Source organism: Alteromonas sp. KUL106 (assembly GCF_009811415.1).
Classification (GTDB): Bacteria; Pseudomonadota; Gammaproteobacteria; order Enterobacterales; family Alteromonadaceae; genus Alteromonas.
The window spans coordinates 1-15,274 of sequence record NZ_BLIG01000016.1 but is presented as its reverse complement, the minus strand read 5'-3'; the positions used below and the strand labels follow the sequence as shown (position 1 = coordinate 15,274).

General features: G+C 44.4%; 15 protein-coding genes and 1 pseudogene. 5 read left to right on the top strand and 11 right to left on the bottom strand.

The window, feature by feature from the left end; all coding sequences use genetic code 11:
- The 4 genes from GVO63_RS05805 to GVO63_RS05790 all read right to left on the bottom strand — a co-directional run bounded on the left by GVO63_RS05805 (position 1) and on the right by GVO63_RS05790 (position 3,461).
- Positions 1–687: a histidine phosphatase family protein gene (locus GVO63_RS05805; protein ID WP_159578527.1), complete on the bottom strand. Its 687-nt coding sequence runs from the start codon at positions 685–687 to the stop codon at positions 1–3.
- A gap of 335 nt (positions 688–1,022) precedes the next feature.
- Positions 1,023–2,015, bottom strand: a complete 993-nt coding sequence (locus GVO63_RS05800) for an XdhC family protein (protein ID WP_159489492.1) — start codon at positions 2,013–2,015, stop codon at positions 1,023–1,025.
- A gap of 27 nt (positions 2,016–2,042) precedes the next feature.
- Positions 2,043–2,681, bottom strand: a complete 639-nt coding sequence (locus GVO63_RS05795) for a DsbA family oxidoreductase (protein ID WP_159578468.1) — start codon at positions 2,679–2,681, stop codon at positions 2,043–2,045.
- 123 nt (positions 2,682–2,804) lie between these two features.
- Positions 2,805–3,461 carry an SGNH/GDSL hydrolase family protein gene (locus GVO63_RS05790; protein ID WP_236552068.1) on the bottom strand — a complete coding sequence of 219 codons (657 nt, stop codon included), beginning with the start codon at positions 3,459–3,461 and terminating at the stop codon, positions 2,805–2,807.
- 177 nt (positions 3,462–3,638) lie between these two features.
- Between GVO63_RS05790 and hemN the strand changes: the two genes are divergently transcribed.
- Positions 3,639–5,015, top strand: coding sequence for an oxygen-independent coproporphyrinogen III oxidase (gene hemN / locus GVO63_RS05785; protein ID WP_159578466.1), 1,377 nt, complete (start codon positions 3,639–3,641; stop codon positions 5,013–5,015).
- Here hemN and GVO63_RS05780 read toward each other — a convergent pair.
- The 7 genes from GVO63_RS05780 to moaB form a co-directional block, all read right to left on the bottom strand.
- The gene (locus GVO63_RS05780) at positions 5,002–6,147 is read right to left on the bottom strand and encodes an ATP-binding cassette domain-containing protein (RefSeq protein WP_159578465.1); all 1,146 of its coding nucleotides are present in this window, start codon (positions 6,145–6,147) and stop codon (positions 5,002–5,004) included. The two genes, hemN and GVO63_RS05780, sit on opposite strands and share 14 nt — an antisense overlap.
- A gap of 1 nt (position 6,148) precedes the next feature.
- The gene (modB, locus tag GVO63_RS05775; protein WP_159489482.1) at positions 6,149–6,844 is read right to left on the bottom strand and encodes a molybdate ABC transporter permease subunit; all 696 of its coding nucleotides are present in this window, start codon (positions 6,842–6,844) and stop codon (positions 6,149–6,151) included.
- Positions 6,845–6,846: 2 nt separating this feature from the next.
- A complete protein-coding gene (modA, locus tag GVO63_RS05770; protein WP_236552067.1) occupies positions 6,847–7,995 on the bottom strand; it encodes a molybdate ABC transporter substrate-binding protein in 1,149 nt (382 codons plus the stop codon).
- Complete coding sequence (locus GVO63_RS05765) at positions 7,995–8,468, bottom strand: molybdenum cofactor biosynthesis protein MoaE (protein WP_159578463.1); 474 nt, start codon at positions 8,466–8,468, stop codon at positions 7,995–7,997. The genes modA and GVO63_RS05765 overlap by 1 nt, the downstream gene beginning before the upstream one ends.
- 2 nt (positions 8,469–8,470) lie before the next feature.
- Positions 8,471–8,719, bottom strand: coding sequence for a MoaD/ThiS family protein (locus GVO63_RS05760; RefSeq protein ID WP_159578462.1), 249 nt, complete (start codon positions 8,717–8,719; stop codon positions 8,471–8,473).
- A 161-nt stretch (positions 8,720–8,880) separates the two neighbouring features.
- Positions 8,881–9,360, bottom strand: a complete 480-nt coding sequence (gene moaC, locus GVO63_RS05755; protein ID WP_159578461.1) for a cyclic pyranopterin monophosphate synthase MoaC — start codon at positions 9,358–9,360, stop codon at positions 8,881–8,883.
- Entirely contained in the window at positions 9,357–9,863 is a 507-nt protein-coding gene (gene moaB / locus GVO63_RS05750; protein WP_159489593.1) for a molybdenum cofactor biosynthesis protein B, read from the bottom strand. The genes moaC and moaB overlap by 4 nt, the downstream gene beginning before the upstream one ends.
- 124 nt (positions 9,864–9,987) lie before the next feature.
- Here moaB and GVO63_RS05745 point away from each other — a divergent pair, with 124 nt between their 5' ends.
- The 4 genes and pseudogenes from GVO63_RS05745 to GVO63_RS05730 all read left to right on the top strand — a co-directional run.
- The gene (locus GVO63_RS05745; RefSeq protein WP_159578460.1) at positions 9,988–10,758 is read left to right on the top strand and encodes a HesA/MoeB/ThiF family protein; all 771 of its coding nucleotides are present in this window, start codon (positions 9,988–9,990) and stop codon (positions 10,756–10,758) included.
- Positions 10,759–10,849: 91 nt separating this feature from the next.
- Positions 10,850–11,968 (top strand): succinylglutamate desuccinylase/aspartoacylase family protein, encoded by a 1,119-nt coding sequence (locus GVO63_RS05740; protein ID WP_159578459.1) that lies wholly within the window; start codon positions 10,850–10,852, stop codon positions 11,966–11,968.
- 258 nt (positions 11,969–12,226) lie between these two features.
- Positions 12,227–13,843 (top strand): AAA family ATPase, encoded by a 1,617-nt coding sequence (locus GVO63_RS05735; RefSeq protein ID WP_159489468.1) that lies wholly within the window; start codon positions 12,227–12,229, stop codon positions 13,841–13,843.
- 7 nt (positions 13,844–13,850) lie between these two features.
- Positions 13,851–15,274, top strand: a pseudogene (locus GVO63_RS05730) (hypothetical protein); the annotation flags it as partial.

Sequence of the window (15,274 nt, the reverse complement as noted above, 5' to 3'; positions counted from 1 at the left end):
TTAGCTGTAGGTAATGGCGTGCAACCTGTCAATCACATCCAGGTGAGGTACGCTGTTGAAGTTATTTAAATGAACACCACGCGGGTTTGCGAAGCATTGAGAGAAACTGGCATTGCGTATTTGCAAATTTATATTAATGACGGTAGCAGCGTCGTAGCCAAGGATGTGTTTAAGCATCATGGCAATCGCACCACCCGAGCTCACAACAAGCACGCGTTTTGCGTCCGTGCTTTGAAGATGCATGAGCATACGATGTACTCTTTCTTCAAACTGGCTCCATGTCTCATCGAGTAGTTCATGAGCCAATTCATCCTGCGACCATGCCAGCATGGCTTTTTTAAGTAGTCGATAATATTCAGCGGGTGAAGCGCCATCAGGCACTTTTGCCTCGGGGTTACGCATTAAATATGCTTTTGCTACGGCTTGAAAATTGAATTCATTTAATGCGCTATTTACAGTGACTTCGGGAAGTACGTAGTTTTCAGTGGCGATACCAGTAGCAATGCCTTCTTTAGTTTCGTGATGTCTTACCATGTCACCAGAGAAAACCGCATCAAATTCAATCTTGCGATGTTTAAAATAATCACCAAGCCAGATGGCTTGTTGCCCGCCTAGGTCACTAAGTTTGTCATAATTGGCTTTGCCAAAAGACGCTTGACCATGGCGTACTAAATAGATGTCTGTCATACCGCTGCCTGATGTAATGAAGATGTTAACTTTCATTTAACATACTAAGGAAAACAGCGTTATAAGTTTAATTGATATTTTGAATGAGTATGCATCATGTGTAACTATTCAGAAGGCAGCGAATGACTGCTTTTTTTCGCAGGTATGGTCACACCCAAAAAGACATGGCGCTTTAATACCAGTCAAGTACGCCGATGATTGTTTCAATGTTCGCGTTCCCTTGTGTGGCTGTGTCTCTCGCCAAGACCAGAGGTAGCGCGCAGACAAAACCGTGCACAATTCGCGACCTCCCCCGAGACTAAGAGAGACTTTTACGCAACCTTTGGGGAGTCAATCTAATGATTTAAGTGAGTGTGTTTTGTGTGAAATACGGCGTGACATTGCGCGATAACAGACAACGCAATATGCTCTGGTAGTTCACCACCAATGTCAAAGCCCGCAGGGCTGGCAAAATACTGTGTAAAGTGAGTATCGCTCAGTCCTGCCAAGTCCATAATTTCTTGCTTGCGATGCAGCGGACCCAGCATCGCGGTATACGTTAACGACTGCTTACTCAGCACTTGAAGTGCTTTTGAATCTATTTCGCGGTGATGTGACATAAGCACCGCCGCTTGGATATTGTGCTCATTGAGGTGCAGACGCAAGCCTTCCGTCGTCGGATCCTCAATTAAATAGTTAACCTCAGGGAAATGCTCTACTCTTGCTTGAGCCGGTCTCGGATCCCACAAGCTCACCAAATAACCTTGAAGGTTTGCTAGCTTGGTCATAAATGTCGCATCGAATCCACCACCTATTACAAGAAGGTGAATAGGCGGCACCATCAACACCGATAACGTACGCTTACCATCAACGTTATCTAGCAAGGCCTTTCTCGGTTTTACAGAAGCATTTTCCAACGCCTCGCATGCGCCCTGTGTTCCATCAACAGTACACGTCCATTCACAAGCGTACCCCTTGGACAGCGTCTTACTTACCGTATCAAGGGATAGATAGGCGTTATTGTCATTTACCGGCACGAGTGCCAAGTGCACTACGCCGCCACATCCAACACCTAGTTTGAAAGCGATATCTTCTTCGTCTTCATCATCGTAAACCGCGGTTCGGCTGACGCCGTCGGTCATTACGCGCTGGGCTTTCTTAACAATGTCACTTTCCAAGCACCCACCACTTAAGATACCCAATTGATGCCCGGCATCACTAAACAACATCATAGCGCCCGCTTTGCGATAGCATGAGCCTTCCGTTTTGAAAATAAAGCCCAGCACCCATTTGTGCTTATCTCTCAGCGGAAGCCATTGTGCCAGCAAATGGTTAACGTGATTACTCATGAATTCCCCAAAACCTATTTAACCCGGTTATTGCTGAGAAGCCGCTTGGCGAATGAACGCTGCTAAGGTTGCTGGCTCTTGGGCACCTGCTACGCCCTGATTGCCAATCACAAAAGTAGGAACGCTCTGTATACCTCTTTGAATCCAAACGCTTTCTTCCTCGCGCACTGCTTGGGCATATTTAGCGCTTTGAATTACTTCTTCAACTTCCGCTTTATCAAGACCTATATCACCAGCAAGCGCTATAAGCACATCTAGATCGTTAACGTCTTTTCCATCAGTAAAATAAGCGTTAAATAGGCTCAACTTCATTTCTTCTTCAAGACCATTTTCTGCAGCAAAGTGAATGAGTTGATGCGCTTTAAACGTGTTTTGCATGCGCGAGTCATCAGTAAAGTTAAACGTAAAACCTATCTCCTTACCCACCGCTGCAAGGCGCGCTCGGTTTTCTGCACTTTGCTGCTCGCTGATGCCATACTTTTCCATGATATGCTCGCGAAGATTTTGCCCTTCTTGCGGCATATTTGGGTTTAGCTCGAACGGATGAAACTTAATATCAACGTCAATGTCATCGAGAGTTTCAATGGCTTTTTGTAATCTTTGATACCCCACGATACACCACGGACATACCACGTCAGACACCATATTTACGGTTACTTTTTGCATATTGACTCCCTTAACATAACCCGTTTAACCGAAGTTTTTAGATATATTCGTTTATAGAATACCCTTAGATGAGGTTACAAAAAGAAACTTCAACCCCTTGTGCATAGTGTACGTCGCAAAAGGCTAAGATGATCGCAAATGCGTGAGCGCTGAACGTGCCCAAATTTCATAGCCCTGGGTAGAAGGGTGAAAGCCATCCTTTGCCATCAAGCCGCTTTTTCCTGCATCTTTCGCGCTTTTGCCAAAATGTAATGCACGAACATAAAGAATGTCAGCATCAGTACGGGCAGCAATCGATTCTTTCAACGCTTGATTGAGTAACAAGGCTCTTAAACCCAGTAAGCCTCTCAAGGGCTGGGGCAAAGCAGGAAACGCGTGTATAGGAGGCAGGGCCGTAAATAGAATGTGTCGACAACTAAATTTTGTGTTCAACAGGGCACATATCGCTTCTATGTTCCGTCGCCAGCGGTTAATCGATACAAATTTTGTGACATCATTAACGCCCATTGAGACAATGGTTGACGAAAAGCATTGTTCAGGTATTTGGTGTAAAAGATTGCGCACATCTTCACTTTTGTAACCCGTTTTAGCATGTAAAGAAACACGACTTGGACCATGCTGTGAAAGGTATAAGTAAATCAGCCCAGCTAACGCCCCCTCCTGTGATTCTGCGCCAACGCCTGCAGCGGCAGAGTCCCCCACTATTAGTATGTTCGTGCTTGGTAATTCATTACTATTCGTTGAACAGAACACTCTTTCCCCTTGAGGTTCTGGCAACACAACGGTTCTCTTTCTTACCCATAACGCTTGTAAAAAAACCACTGGAAGCAGAAGAATAATGGCGGTGTTTAATAGCAAAACCTTGAAGTAGATCAAATTACGTTCCCGTCGAATAAGTTATGCTTAATTTGCCCCATAAATAGGCGCTGAGCCAGCAGAACTAAGTGTATATAAAAAATGAATAAAATGACTACACAGCAGAGCACCGATGCTTCTACTATTAAAAAATATGCGCAACATGCGCCGCGCTACACATCATATCCTACTGCACTTAAGTTCCAGCCTTTGAAAAAAGATATTTACCCTCAGGCACTTACTGTGTCTAAAGCGCCAGCCGTAAGTTTGTACGTACATATCCCTTTTTGTAAGACCCTTTGCTATTACTGTGGCTGCAACAAATTGGTCACCCGCCACAATGAGAAAGCTGACATCTATTTAGCGTATCTAGAGAGAGAAATTTTGTCTAAGCGTTATTTGGTAGACGGCAAGTCTGTGGTTTCGCTGCACTTAGGGGGAGGCTCACCCAGTTTCCTTAGTCCAAAGCAGCACACATTTCTCATGTACCTTTTAAAAAAACACTTTACGTTTGAAATAGGCGCCGAGCTTTCTATCGAATTAGACCCGAGAAATGTGGATAAAGCCTATTTGCAAAAATTAAAAGGCTTGGGCTACACCCGCATTAGCTTTGGTCTTCAAGACACTGACTACAATGTGCAGAAACTCATCAATAGAGTACAAAGCACGTCACACATTGCTGATTTAGTGTTTGAAGCACGTACATTGGGATTTGATTCCGTAAATTTAGATTTAATTTACGGTCTGCCGAATCAAACACGAGAAACGTTTAAATCGACCATAGCCGCAACCAAAGCAATGATGCCAGACCGAATCTCGCTTTTTAGCTATGCGCACCTTCCTGAACGTTTTGCTGCGCAGCGGAAATTTCCACCAGAGACTCTTCCTGATAGCGAAGAGAAGGCAGCGTTATACAAGCTTGCTGTGAATAGCTTTACTAGCGTGGGATATGAAATGATTGGTTTAGATCATTTTGCACTGAGCGGCGATGCATTAGCCATTGCAAAAAATAAAGGTGAGCTTCATCGAAATTTCCAGGGCTACACATTGCGCGGCGATACCGACTTAATTGGTGTTGGCGTGTCGGCAATCAGTACAATAGGCAATGCATTTGCCCAAAACGCCAAAGATTTAAAAGAATACTATCAGCGTATTGACGATCATTTACCGATAGCCAAAGTTGGGCTGTCACTCACGCAAGACGACCTTATTCGCCGAGACGTCATATCAAGCTTAATGTGCAACTTGGCAGTAGACAAAAACGTTATTTCAGACAAACACCACATTATATTCAATGAGTATTTTATTAACGCATTAGAGAGTTTGTCTGGGCTTGAAGCCGATGGGCTTGTTGAAATCACGTCCCGGTATATTCGAGTACCTGAATCAGCGCGCATTTATATTCGCGCTGTCTGCGCACGTTTCGACGCTTACCTCAATACAAGCGAAACCCTTAGCAGCTACTCTAAGGCAATTTAAACCGTGCAATCACCTGCATCCCCACGTCTAGATTAAGACGGGTTAGAGAAATACAGCTGATACGGGCGTATAACGTTTGTCTGCTGCCTATTACGTTTAGTTTTAGCAACACCTTGGCGCTGTAAGCAGTTCTTAAATTGTTGTGGGCCTGATTTGCTGCGCCGTCAGACGCGTTTGTAGAACGCATCACAGGCTCTATACTCGATATAGTACAGGGCAGCGCGTTTAAAATGCTGATAGTGCTGGCGCTGCCAAAATCGGCGATGTTGGTGTCGATACTGACATCACACGCTTTCACCGCAAAGCGAACAGGCACTTCATCACCGTCATTTTGCGATGAATAAGACAGCGATTCTTCGCTAACAAAAATCTCATACCCCGCCACCCTAACGCGCTCAATCGAGCTTCCCATCGGGTATTCACTTAGACTAGCGTTAGTTAACTGTTCGCTGGCGTTGCCCCTTGAAGCAAACTTCACCCCTTCAAGCACACTAGATGGCGTCATAACGGCTTCTTTGTCAAATACCTGCGCCAGTACATCGCGCGTCGGGCCACAAAGCTCGACGCGACCTTGGTCAATATAAACTAGCTCATCGCTGAACAGCGCAAGATCGTCTAAGTCGTGAGAAACCACAAAACAGGTAAGCTGCCCCGACACACATAAATTATTCAAAAACTGGTAAATTTTACGACGGGTGAAGGTATCAATCGCGCTTAACGATTCATCGAGCAATAATACATCTGGCCCATTTACTAACGCACGCACAATCGCTATGCGCTGGGCCTCACCACCAGAGAGCGAGTGGATGGATTTATCAATTAAATGTTCGCAGCAACAACCACGCAAACACGCCTCTATAGACATCGCATTGGCGCTTGCGTGACGTTGCGCTAAGGCTAAATTTCCCCGAACATCGGTATGGGGAAACAGCATAGGCTGCTGAAAGACGATGCCGATCTTTTGGGCTGCCCAAGGTGTTACGACTTTTGCGTTTTTTTCTACGCCGGCAAGTGCCCGAAACAAGGTGCTTTTGCCCGCACCAGACGGGCCAGCAACCCCTATAAACCGGCTTTGCGGCTTAAGTGAGATGTGTGCATGTATACGATTTTGTAGTTGTGCAGATATTTGCATGCTAGCGCCCTTGAACACTGCGGGATATTCCGTTAAAACGATACAGCGCGGCAAGCATCACAAACGAAAATATCAAAAGTGCGAGAGCAAGATTATGTGCGCTGTCGTATTCCAATGCTTCTACCTGTTCATATAGCGCAATAGACAGCACCTGAGTTTCCCCAGGAATGTTACCGCCTATCATTAGCACCACACCAAATTCGCCGATGGTATGAGCAAAACTTAAGCCTAGGGCTACCACAATGGGTGCCTTACTCAAAGGCAGCACAATTTTCATAAAAGCTTCGGTGGCTGAAAAACCTAATGTTTTTGCGACATCTAAATAACGGCCATCTAATTGCGAAAAGCCGCTGTATAAAGGCTGTAAGGCAAATGGAAGTGAGTAGATAACAGAGCCTAGCACCAAGCCTTCGAAGCTGAACGCTAAACTGCTGCCTGTAAGGCTTTGCCACCCCTGCCCTAACGCACCTTGCGGCGAAAACGCAACAAGCAGATAAAATCCCAACACCGTTGGCGGCAGCACTAAAGGCAATGCGAGTACCGACATCACCAAAGGCTTCGCGTTACTTTGCCAGTTTGCTAGAAACCACGCCAACGGCAGCGCTATTAGCAACAACAAGGTACTGGTGATAAAAGCTAGCTTCAAAGTAAGCAAAATGGCTTCAAGCGTCGACGCCCCAAAGAATTCCGCAAGCATGTTTATTGACCTGCACCGAATAGATTAACTGACTCGTAACCCCAATCATTTAAGCTATGCTGCACACTTTGCGATAACACATATTGCACAAAAAGGCTGGCTGATGGCACGCCATCGGCATGGCTTAAATTAAACGGCTTGGATGCGGTTCTTTCGTCTTTATCCATCGCTTCATCAACCAGTATTGTCGTGTCAAATAAGTTTGGCGAAAACCTAGCCGCCGTTTTACTGTTAACGACTAACGACTGGATAATGGGTCGATATAAGGTGTCAGAAACGGGAATAATCACAGTGGTGGCGTCAGCGCTTTTCGTACTATCTGCACGAGCCACGTCAAAAGGTAAATTAGAGGGCAAATCGAGAGCCAACGAATTCGCAACAAACGCCCCTTGCACGCTGCCTGTAGTGTAAAACTGTAGAGTTTGCAGCACGTTTTTGCCCATCACTCTGTGTGGTACTACCCGCTGCGACAACCCTAAATTTTGCAACGTTTGCTGCGCAGCAATGCCATATGGCGCAAGCTTCGGGTTAGCGATGGCTATCTTAATTTGCGGGTTCTCCAATAACTTACTTAGCTGCAGAGACAAGCACTCAATAAGCTTTGCACTTAGCTGGCTTTTCGCATCTGCCGTATAAGGCTCCTTGCCCTGCTTGCAACTTTCTTCGTACGGCAAGTCGCCAGCATGGATAAAGACCAGCTTGCCTTTAGCATAGTCTACTATATTGCTTTCATGCACTAGGTTGTTATCCACTAAGGCTTGGGGCCTAGCGCGATCTGCCGATAAAAAAACGTCGAACGAAGCACCGTGCTGAATTTGCGCATACAATGTACCACTAGAAGACACCGTCACAGCCACATCTATACCCGTTAATTCGGTAAACTGCTCAGCAATGCTTTTTAACGGTTTTGCAAAGTTCGCAGCAACGGCCACGCTAATCTTATCCCTTCGTTTAAAAATCGCTGAATGGCTTTGCTCAACACCATGGCGTCCTATGCCTTCGTTTACCGATGGATTTGCCGGACTGAAACTGCTCGCCTGTGCCGAAGAACTGGTAAAAACCGTGAACCCTACAAATACAACCACGCTGTAAATAAAGAGAGCAGCATTGCTGAAAAACCGTGAAGATTGCGTAGCAGAAGAAAAAAACATTATGTTTTTTGCATCCATTTCAGCGCAGCTTTGTCGTCTGACGCTTTTGCCGCAACCCATTCAGATTGATCTCCCTTAAATTCTTTTTTCCAAAGGGGAACAGACTGCTTAAGCATGTCCATCAAAAAGCTTGCCGCGTCAAACGCCGCTTGGCGATGGGGAGCAGCAGCACCCACCCATACAATTTGTTCGTTATTATATATACGCCCTACCCTGTGTAGCGCGCCAGCACTGTTAAGAGAAAACCGCTCTATGGCTTGTTCAACCAGCAGCATCAGCGCCTTTTCAGTCATGCCCGGGTAATGCTCTAATTCGATGCCGTCTATATCGCCAGCGTTATTAAAATCTCGCACTAGCCCAGTAAAAGTAACAATCGCGCCGGTATTGCCGCAGGCCTTCTCATCTGCAGACTGTTTTAGCCTAGCGTACAGCTCACCTTGGTCGAAATCTTCAGCTTGAACTAGCGCGAACATAGCTACCCCCCTGTCACAGGAGGGAAAAGCGCCAGCTCATCACCGTCGCTGAGTACGGTTTGGAGATCGCAGAGCTCCTGATTACGAGCAGTGAGTACGCTGCCTTCTAAGGCTAACGCCCACTTGTCGTTGCGATGTTTAAGCTGCGAAATTACGGTTGCAATAGTGCTGTTGTCGCTTAAATTAAGCGCAAATTTATCTTCACCCGTAATCTCTCGGGTTTGTGCGAATGTTTTTACCGTTATCTGCATGCTTTGCCTTTTGGTATGCCTTTTTGACGCTGCCCAGTGCTTGTGCACTGGTTTGGTTTTTCTTAGCTTCTAAACGATACTCAAGTTGAAGTACGCTGTTAATTCAGTGCGTTGTGCAATAAAACCTAGTGTTTTTTAAAGCACCCTACTCTTTGTGTGCGCTAGGAAGCAGACTGCCAGTGGCCTGTCTTACCACCCTTTTTCTCCAGTACTCGTATCCCCTCCATATGCATGCCAGGGTCGATGGCTTTGCACATATCAAACAAGGTTAACAACGCTACATTTACCCCCGTGAGTGCTTCCATTTCAACACCGGTTTTACCGCTCAGCTTACAATAGCAGATAGCTTTAATGCGGTTTTGGTCAGCTTGAATGTCAAAGTTAATATCTACTTTTGACAGCGCCAATGGATGACAAAGTGGAATGAGTTCGGCACAGCGTTTTGCCCCTTGAATACCGGCAACGCGGGCCACAGCGAACACATCACCTTTCGCAATTTTCGCTTCAGAGATTTGGCGAATTACGTCTTCGCTTACGTACAAGAACCCTTCTGCTGTGGCTTCCCGCATAGTTACGTCTTTGTCGCTAACGTCTACCATGTTGGCTTCGCCGCCAGCATTTAAATGGCTAAAGGTGCTCATGCTTCCACCAAGTGCTTTACGAAGTTACACGGTCTAAAGTCAGCATCAAGCTGGCTAGCAATAATCTTTTCCCACGCCGTACGACACGCGCCTGTTGAGCCTGGCAGGCAGAAAATGACGGTATTATTGGCAAAACCGGCTACCGCGCGAGATTGAATCGTTGACGTACCAATTTCTTCATAGCTAATTTGGCGGAATAGCTCACCAAAGCCGTCGACCTCTTTGTCGAACAAAACGCTGATGGCCTCCGGCGTTGAGTCGCGGTGCGTAAAGCCTGTACCACCAGTAATTAATATCGCATGAATGTTTTTATCAGCTATCCACTTGGACACAACGGCGCGCTGCTGATAAATATCGTCTTTCACCAAGTCGCGGTCATAAAGATTGTGGCCAACTGAGGTAAGCGCCTCTTTCAAGTAGTCTCCCGACTTGTCGTTTTCGAGGGTACGCGTATCTGAAATAGTAAGTACGGCAATATTAAGGGGTTGGCTGACAACTGACATATGAAATCCTAATTTGATATGCGACATTTTGGCGGATTTTGATAAAGTACCAGCCAAAATACTATTTGGTAATCACTTTATAAGGGTGCATGCCATGAATTCAACAACTAAGTTGGCATAAACTATGTTTAAAAGCCTAACTAATCAGCAGGCTATGCGTTATAACCGCCATATTGTGCTTCCCAAAGTTGACCTAGACGGTCAAGAAGCGCTGCTAAACGCCAACATTTGTATTATTGGTATTGGCGGGCTTGGCACCGCGGCCGCCACTAGTCTTTGCGCCAGTGGCGTGGGCGCACTGACAATTATCGACCACGACACAGTCGAGGCCACTAATCTGCCAAGGCAAACCTTGTTTAGCGAACAAGATGTAGGCACAAATAAAGTAGAGGCAGCTAAAGCGCGGCTTACTGCAATAAACAGCGACTGCGACATTACCGTAATGGCTGAACCGTTTTCGGCGCCCGGCGCTACTCAGCTGTCACCAGCGTTAAAACAGGCCATAGAGCGTGCTGACGTTGTGCTAGATTGCACCGACAATACAGACTCGCGAGATTTAATAAACGCATTGTGTTTCAAACTAAATACTCCGCTAGTATCGGGCGCAGCCATTCGCTTTGAAGGCCAGCTTTTCGTGGCTATACCCGGTAAGAGCCGTTGCTATGCATGCTTGCGGACGCTGTTTGAATCGCCCGATTTAAGCTGCGTTGAGGCAGGTATATTCTCGCCAGTAGTAAATATTATTGGTACTTACCAAGCCTTGCTAGCTATGCAAGTATTGCTGGATTTCGATAATATGCCTAAAAACACGTTAATGACGTTTGATGCTCTGTCGCACGAGTGGCGAAACTGGAAGCTACCTAAAGGCGTAGATTGCGAGCTATGTGCTTGTTAAGTTTACAGGCTTTTGCAGCATGCAATTCTAAAGACGTGGTTAAAAGCAACAGACTAAAACAAAGAACAAGACAGAAAATAGGTTGATTTAAATGACAACCCAAGTAGTAAAAAAACACATGGTAGTGGCGCAAAACGCGTCTGGACGTAACATGAACGTGCCTATTTATCGTATGAAAGGCGCGCGCCCTGGCCCCACTGTGTATATTCAAAGTTCTATTCACGGCGCTGAAGTGCAAGGCAATGTGGTTATCTATCATCTTATACAGCGCTTAAAAGATATGGATATTTGCGGCGAAATTATACTGGTGCCCAACTGTAATCCCATTGGTACCAATATTAAAGCCGGTGAATACACGCTAGGCCGCTTCGACCCTGTGAACGGAACAAACTGGAACCGCGGCTACTTCTTTGATAAAAGTGCGGTGGAGTATTTCGCCAAAACCGTGACTCGCGAAGAGTCGATTGAAGGCATAAAGCAACGTTTTCGTGCTCACCTGTCTAACGCTATCGACAATAAACTGGCTGAACCGTGGGGTTTAGGACTAGCACAGCAGCTTAACCTAAAGCTACAGCAAATGGCGGTCAACGCCGACTTCGTGCTGGATCTTCACAACGGCCCGGTGTCTACCCGCCACGTTTATATTCCCGAATACGCCAAAGACAGCGCCAAGCTGTTCAACATTCCTCACTGTATTTTTATTCCAAACGTATTTGCAGGGGCGTTAGACGAAGCAACGTTCTGCCCATGGTGGACACTACAAGAAAGCATAAAAACAAATTTAGAACGGGAAATTAGCTTTAACGTTGAAGCCTTTACGCTTGAAATGGGTAGTCAAGAGGTGATCGACTTTAAAGAAGGCAATATAGACGCCACCAGTATTCTTAGCTACTTAAACGCCAAGGGTGTATTACACGAGTGCGATATTAAACCAAAAGCAATGCAGCGTTTAGGCGTGTATTTAAAAGACTACAAAACCTTGTTTACTAATTGGGGCGGCATGGTGGAATACATGGCAAAACCCGGCCAAACCGTAAAAAAAGGCGAGCCGCTAGCACAAATTTTAAATATCGACGATCTCGATACCGATAACGGCAGCAGGACTTTAGAAGCGCCGTGCGATTTGATCCCTATTCTGCACTTCCCGTCGGCTTCGGTATTGAGTGGAACGCAGCTTTACAAGGTGTTTACTAATTATCGGGAGTTATAAATTTACATCTAATAAAAATACAATTTGAATTTTAGAAAGTGAAAAACACTATGATAAAAAAGCGAACGCACGGAGTGCATGTCACTGCACAGTAAGTTGCGCATAACTTTTAAGAATTTATTAAGCAATTTTCAGGTCAAAAGAGAATTTATGTAATAGGTTTTCTATAACAATTATGTGAATTTTCAATAAAGAGCACTTTTATTCTATTTTTTCTTTTGGTAACTTTCTTGCTCTTAAAAAAAGAATGGACTCTAAATGACTTTCAATAAGCTATTAGAAAGTAACATTGCAGCTGGTGCTCCAATAATTCAAATTATCAGTCACGATACACTAAGGATAAGAGCCGAAGTTGCGACTGTTGCGGAAACCTTAGGCCGCAACACTTATATATGGGATCGCATCCAAGGCTTACGCGAAAATGTAACCTACCCGTCTCCAGATGCCCCTGAAGAAACAAAACAACCTGCTATTCCTATTGATTGGCTTAATGGCGTTTTCGAGGATGACGATGAGCATTTTCCAAAACCAAGCAACTGCATTGTATTGTTGGAAGACTTCCACCCCAATTTAACTGATGCAGATTACGCAATAATCGCTCGCCTTAGAAATTTTGCAATTTCGGTGGCAGGGAAAAAGATTAGAGATATAACATTGGTTATGTCGCAACCCATACACCGTCTTCCCGTAGAATTGGAAAAAGAAACTCAAATTCTTACTCTTCCACTGCCAAACAAGTCCGATTTAGAAAGATTAGCAAAGCAAGCTAAGCAGACATTCAATATCGCCGAATCCGACTACCGAGTTACGGATGAAGTGCTTAGCGCCGCATTAGGCTTGTCTACCAGCGAGGCTCAACTTGCTTTTGCAAAAGCAGCATCACAAAAAAAACGCATAAGCGAAGCTGAAATTCCGCTTATTGTAGAAGAAAAAGAGCAAATCATTCGCAAAAATGGGCATCTTGAATACTTTCATCCAAAGGAAACACTAGATGATATTGGCGGCCTAGCGAACCTTAAAACATGGCTAAACAGACGAAAACAAGCATTTACTTCTCATGCAAAAGACTTTGGTCTAGAAGATCCAAGAGGAGTATTACTTCTAGGCCTTCCAGGAACTGGTAAAAGCCTAGCCGCGAAGGCCGTTGCAAATGCTTGGCAACTTCCTTTGTTGCGACTTGATATGGGTAAAATTTATGGCGGAATTGTCGGTCAGTCTGAAGATAATATGCGTCAGTCGCTGCAGTTAGCTGAAGCGCTTTCACCCAGCATATTGTGGATTGATGAAATAGAAAAAGGGTTATCTGGTATGCAAAGCTCTGGTTCTACAGATGGTGGAACAACAGCACGTGTTCTAGGTAGCTTTCTTACTTGGATGCAAGAAAAAGACAAACCGGTGTTTGTCGTTGCAACGGCAAACAATATTTCTCATTTACCTCCCGAACTGCTTCGTAAAGGGCGAGTAGATGAGATTTTCTTTGTTGACTTGCCAACAGCAAACGAAAGAGAAGAAATAATCACCGTACACCTTCGTAGTCGACGAAGAGCAGACGAATTTAGCCAAGAAGATGTACGTAGCCTTGCAAAGACTTCAAAAGGTTTTACGGGCGCAGAGCTTGAAGAAGCCATCAAAGAAGCTATGTTTGTCGCTTTTGACGAGGGATGTGACTTAGATAAAAGTCACATTCAACAAGCATTAGAAGCAACATCCCCACTCTCAGTAACCATGCATGAACTTATCAATGACACTAGAAAATGGGCGAAAGGAAGAGCAGTTAAGGCAAGCAGTGAAGAGCCAGAAGATGTAAAAGCCTCTGAAAAATCCTCACCGCAGCCAAAACTTAAAACGGAAATTGAAAACCCATTTGTTTCTTAGGTAGTACATGAGCAATTTATTTTATAATGCGCTTTGTAATAGCGCAGAGCAAGCGACTCAACTAGCAACTGACGTCGATAACGGGCTTACCCCTTTTGTTAATTATCTTAACAACAGTATTTCAGCCTTCAAAAATAAAGAGGTAGTAGCAAAATGGCGCCCCTTGCACGATCGGAAATATGAAATAACGCTGCAAACAAAAATATTTAAAATAGTCCCAGAAAACATCATTGAAATAGTAGATGACAACATTGGTTGGTACGAGCTAGATATTCATGAAGTGGATGAATTTTTTGCGCCCGATTGCAATGCTCCTCTTGAAATTGGTAGAGGACCGAACCGAGAAATCGTCACTATCGCTCATTATAATTTGAGAAAAAAAGATGATCGATTCGAGGTAAATCTAAAAGGTTATGAACAAACAATAGAGTTTTTCAATAATCGCGCGGTTTGGCAAGGCTATACGTTAACACTAGTACAGTGCCAGAACTCACTCAATGAAGCCTCAAATGTTCAATTAAATGGCATAAGGGTTCAACACAGGGTAGTTAACGATAAAACCATCAAAATTTATCACCACATTGTTCCGAGTAGAGATCAATTAACAATAAATGGTATTGAAGTAAGCTTTTGCTTTAAAAACCAATTTAGCGATGAGTCTCTACCAAGTAATGCTGAAGAGTTTGATAATGCATGGATAATTAGCAGCAATATTTCTCCAAATTTACCTAACTGTGCGGTGAGTAATATTACTAACGCGTGGTTGAAGGAACTAAATATTTCGAACCTGTCTGGCAATGGAAGCTCACTCTCAAATGCAGATTTTGAAATAAGTACTGAACAAAGCAAGCGTATTATCACAGCAAAACATAAAGATGCTCCAAAACTAAAGAGTGTTACCTATGATGCTTGGAATTTAGAAATAAAGCTTAAAGAACATAAGCAAGATAAATGGATACAGCTCATAGAGCCAGAGTCGAATGATGATACCGGCGTGTCGGCATTAGATTATTTTTTTAGCGACAATGCTCGTATTTTAGATAGAAATGGCAGAGGAAATGACGAATACAAGGTTATTAAATCTGACAGTGAAGAGCGCAGGCTTCTTTTAGGTAAAAAAGATAAACGAATTGAAAGTGTTTACCCTAACGATGACGAAATTAAGGCGTTAGCTGATGTAAGCCAATTATTTATACAGCGAGATGCAATTCAAGCACTTAAGAAGGCGCCTACACTAGGAAACTTTAATCTCTTATCATTGTTTTCAGACCGCGACCGCATGGTGTGGCCGGAAATAGCACCGGAGTCGCTTAATGAAAAATCGTGGAAAATACTTACAGATACAAGTTTTGATGGCTGCTTAGAGCAAAGGGAATTTGTATGCAAAGCGCTTGCGTCTAACGATTTTGCCATTCTTGACGGCCCACCAGG

What these genes read in the sequence shown, in the direction of transcription:
- modB (WP_159489482.1), bottom strand. Translation starts at nt 6,844, where the DNA reads ATGCTTGCGGAATTCTTTGGGGCGTCGACGCTTGAAGCCATTTTGCTT.
- GVO63_RS05765 (WP_159578463.1), bottom strand. Translation starts at nt 8,468, where the DNA reads ATGTTCGCGCTAGTTCAAGCTGAAGATTTCGACCAAGGTGAGCTGTAC.
- GVO63_RS05800 (WP_159489492.1), bottom strand. Translation starts at nt 2,015, where the DNA reads ATGAGTAATCACGTTAACCATTTGCTGGCACAATGGCTTCCGCTGAGA.
- moaC (WP_159578461.1), bottom strand. Translation starts at nt 9,360, where the DNA reads ATGAGCACCTTTAGCCATTTAAATGCTGGCGGCGAAGCCAACATGGTA.
- hemN (WP_159578466.1), top strand. Translation starts at nt 3,639, where the DNA reads ATGAATAAAATGACTACACAGCAGAGCACCGATGCTTCTACTATTAAA.
- GVO63_RS05805 (WP_159578527.1), bottom strand. Translation starts at nt 687, where the DNA reads ATGACAGACATCTATTTAGTACGCCATGGTCAAGCGTCTTTTGGCAAA.
- moaB (WP_159489593.1), bottom strand. Translation starts at nt 9,863, where the DNA reads ATGTCAGTTGTCAGCCAACCCCTTAATATTGCCGTACTTACTATTTCA.
- GVO63_RS05735 (WP_159489468.1), top strand. Translation starts at nt 12,227, where the DNA reads ATGACTTTCAATAAGCTATTAGAAAGTAACATTGCAGCTGGTGCTCCA.
- GVO63_RS05740 (WP_159578459.1), top strand. Translation starts at nt 10,850, where the DNA reads ATGACAACCCAAGTAGTAAAAAAACACATGGTAGTGGCGCAAAACGCG.
- modA (WP_236552067.1), bottom strand. Translation starts at nt 7,995, where the DNA reads ATGTTTTTTTCTTCTGCTACGCAATCTTCACGGTTTTTCAGCAATGCT.
- GVO63_RS05780 (WP_159578465.1), bottom strand. Translation starts at nt 6,147, where the DNA reads ATGCAAATATCTGCACAACTACAAAATCGTATACATGCACACATCTCA.
- GVO63_RS05760 (WP_159578462.1), bottom strand. Translation starts at nt 8,719, where the DNA reads ATGCAGATAACGGTAAAAACATTCGCACAAACCCGAGAGATTACGGGT.
- GVO63_RS05795 (WP_159578468.1), bottom strand. Translation starts at nt 2,681, where the DNA reads ATGCAAAAAGTAACCGTAAATATGGTGTCTGACGTGGTATGTCCGTGG.
- GVO63_RS05745 (WP_159578460.1), top strand. Translation starts at nt 9,988, where the DNA reads ATGTTTAAAAGCCTAACTAATCAGCAGGCTATGCGTTATAACCGCCAT.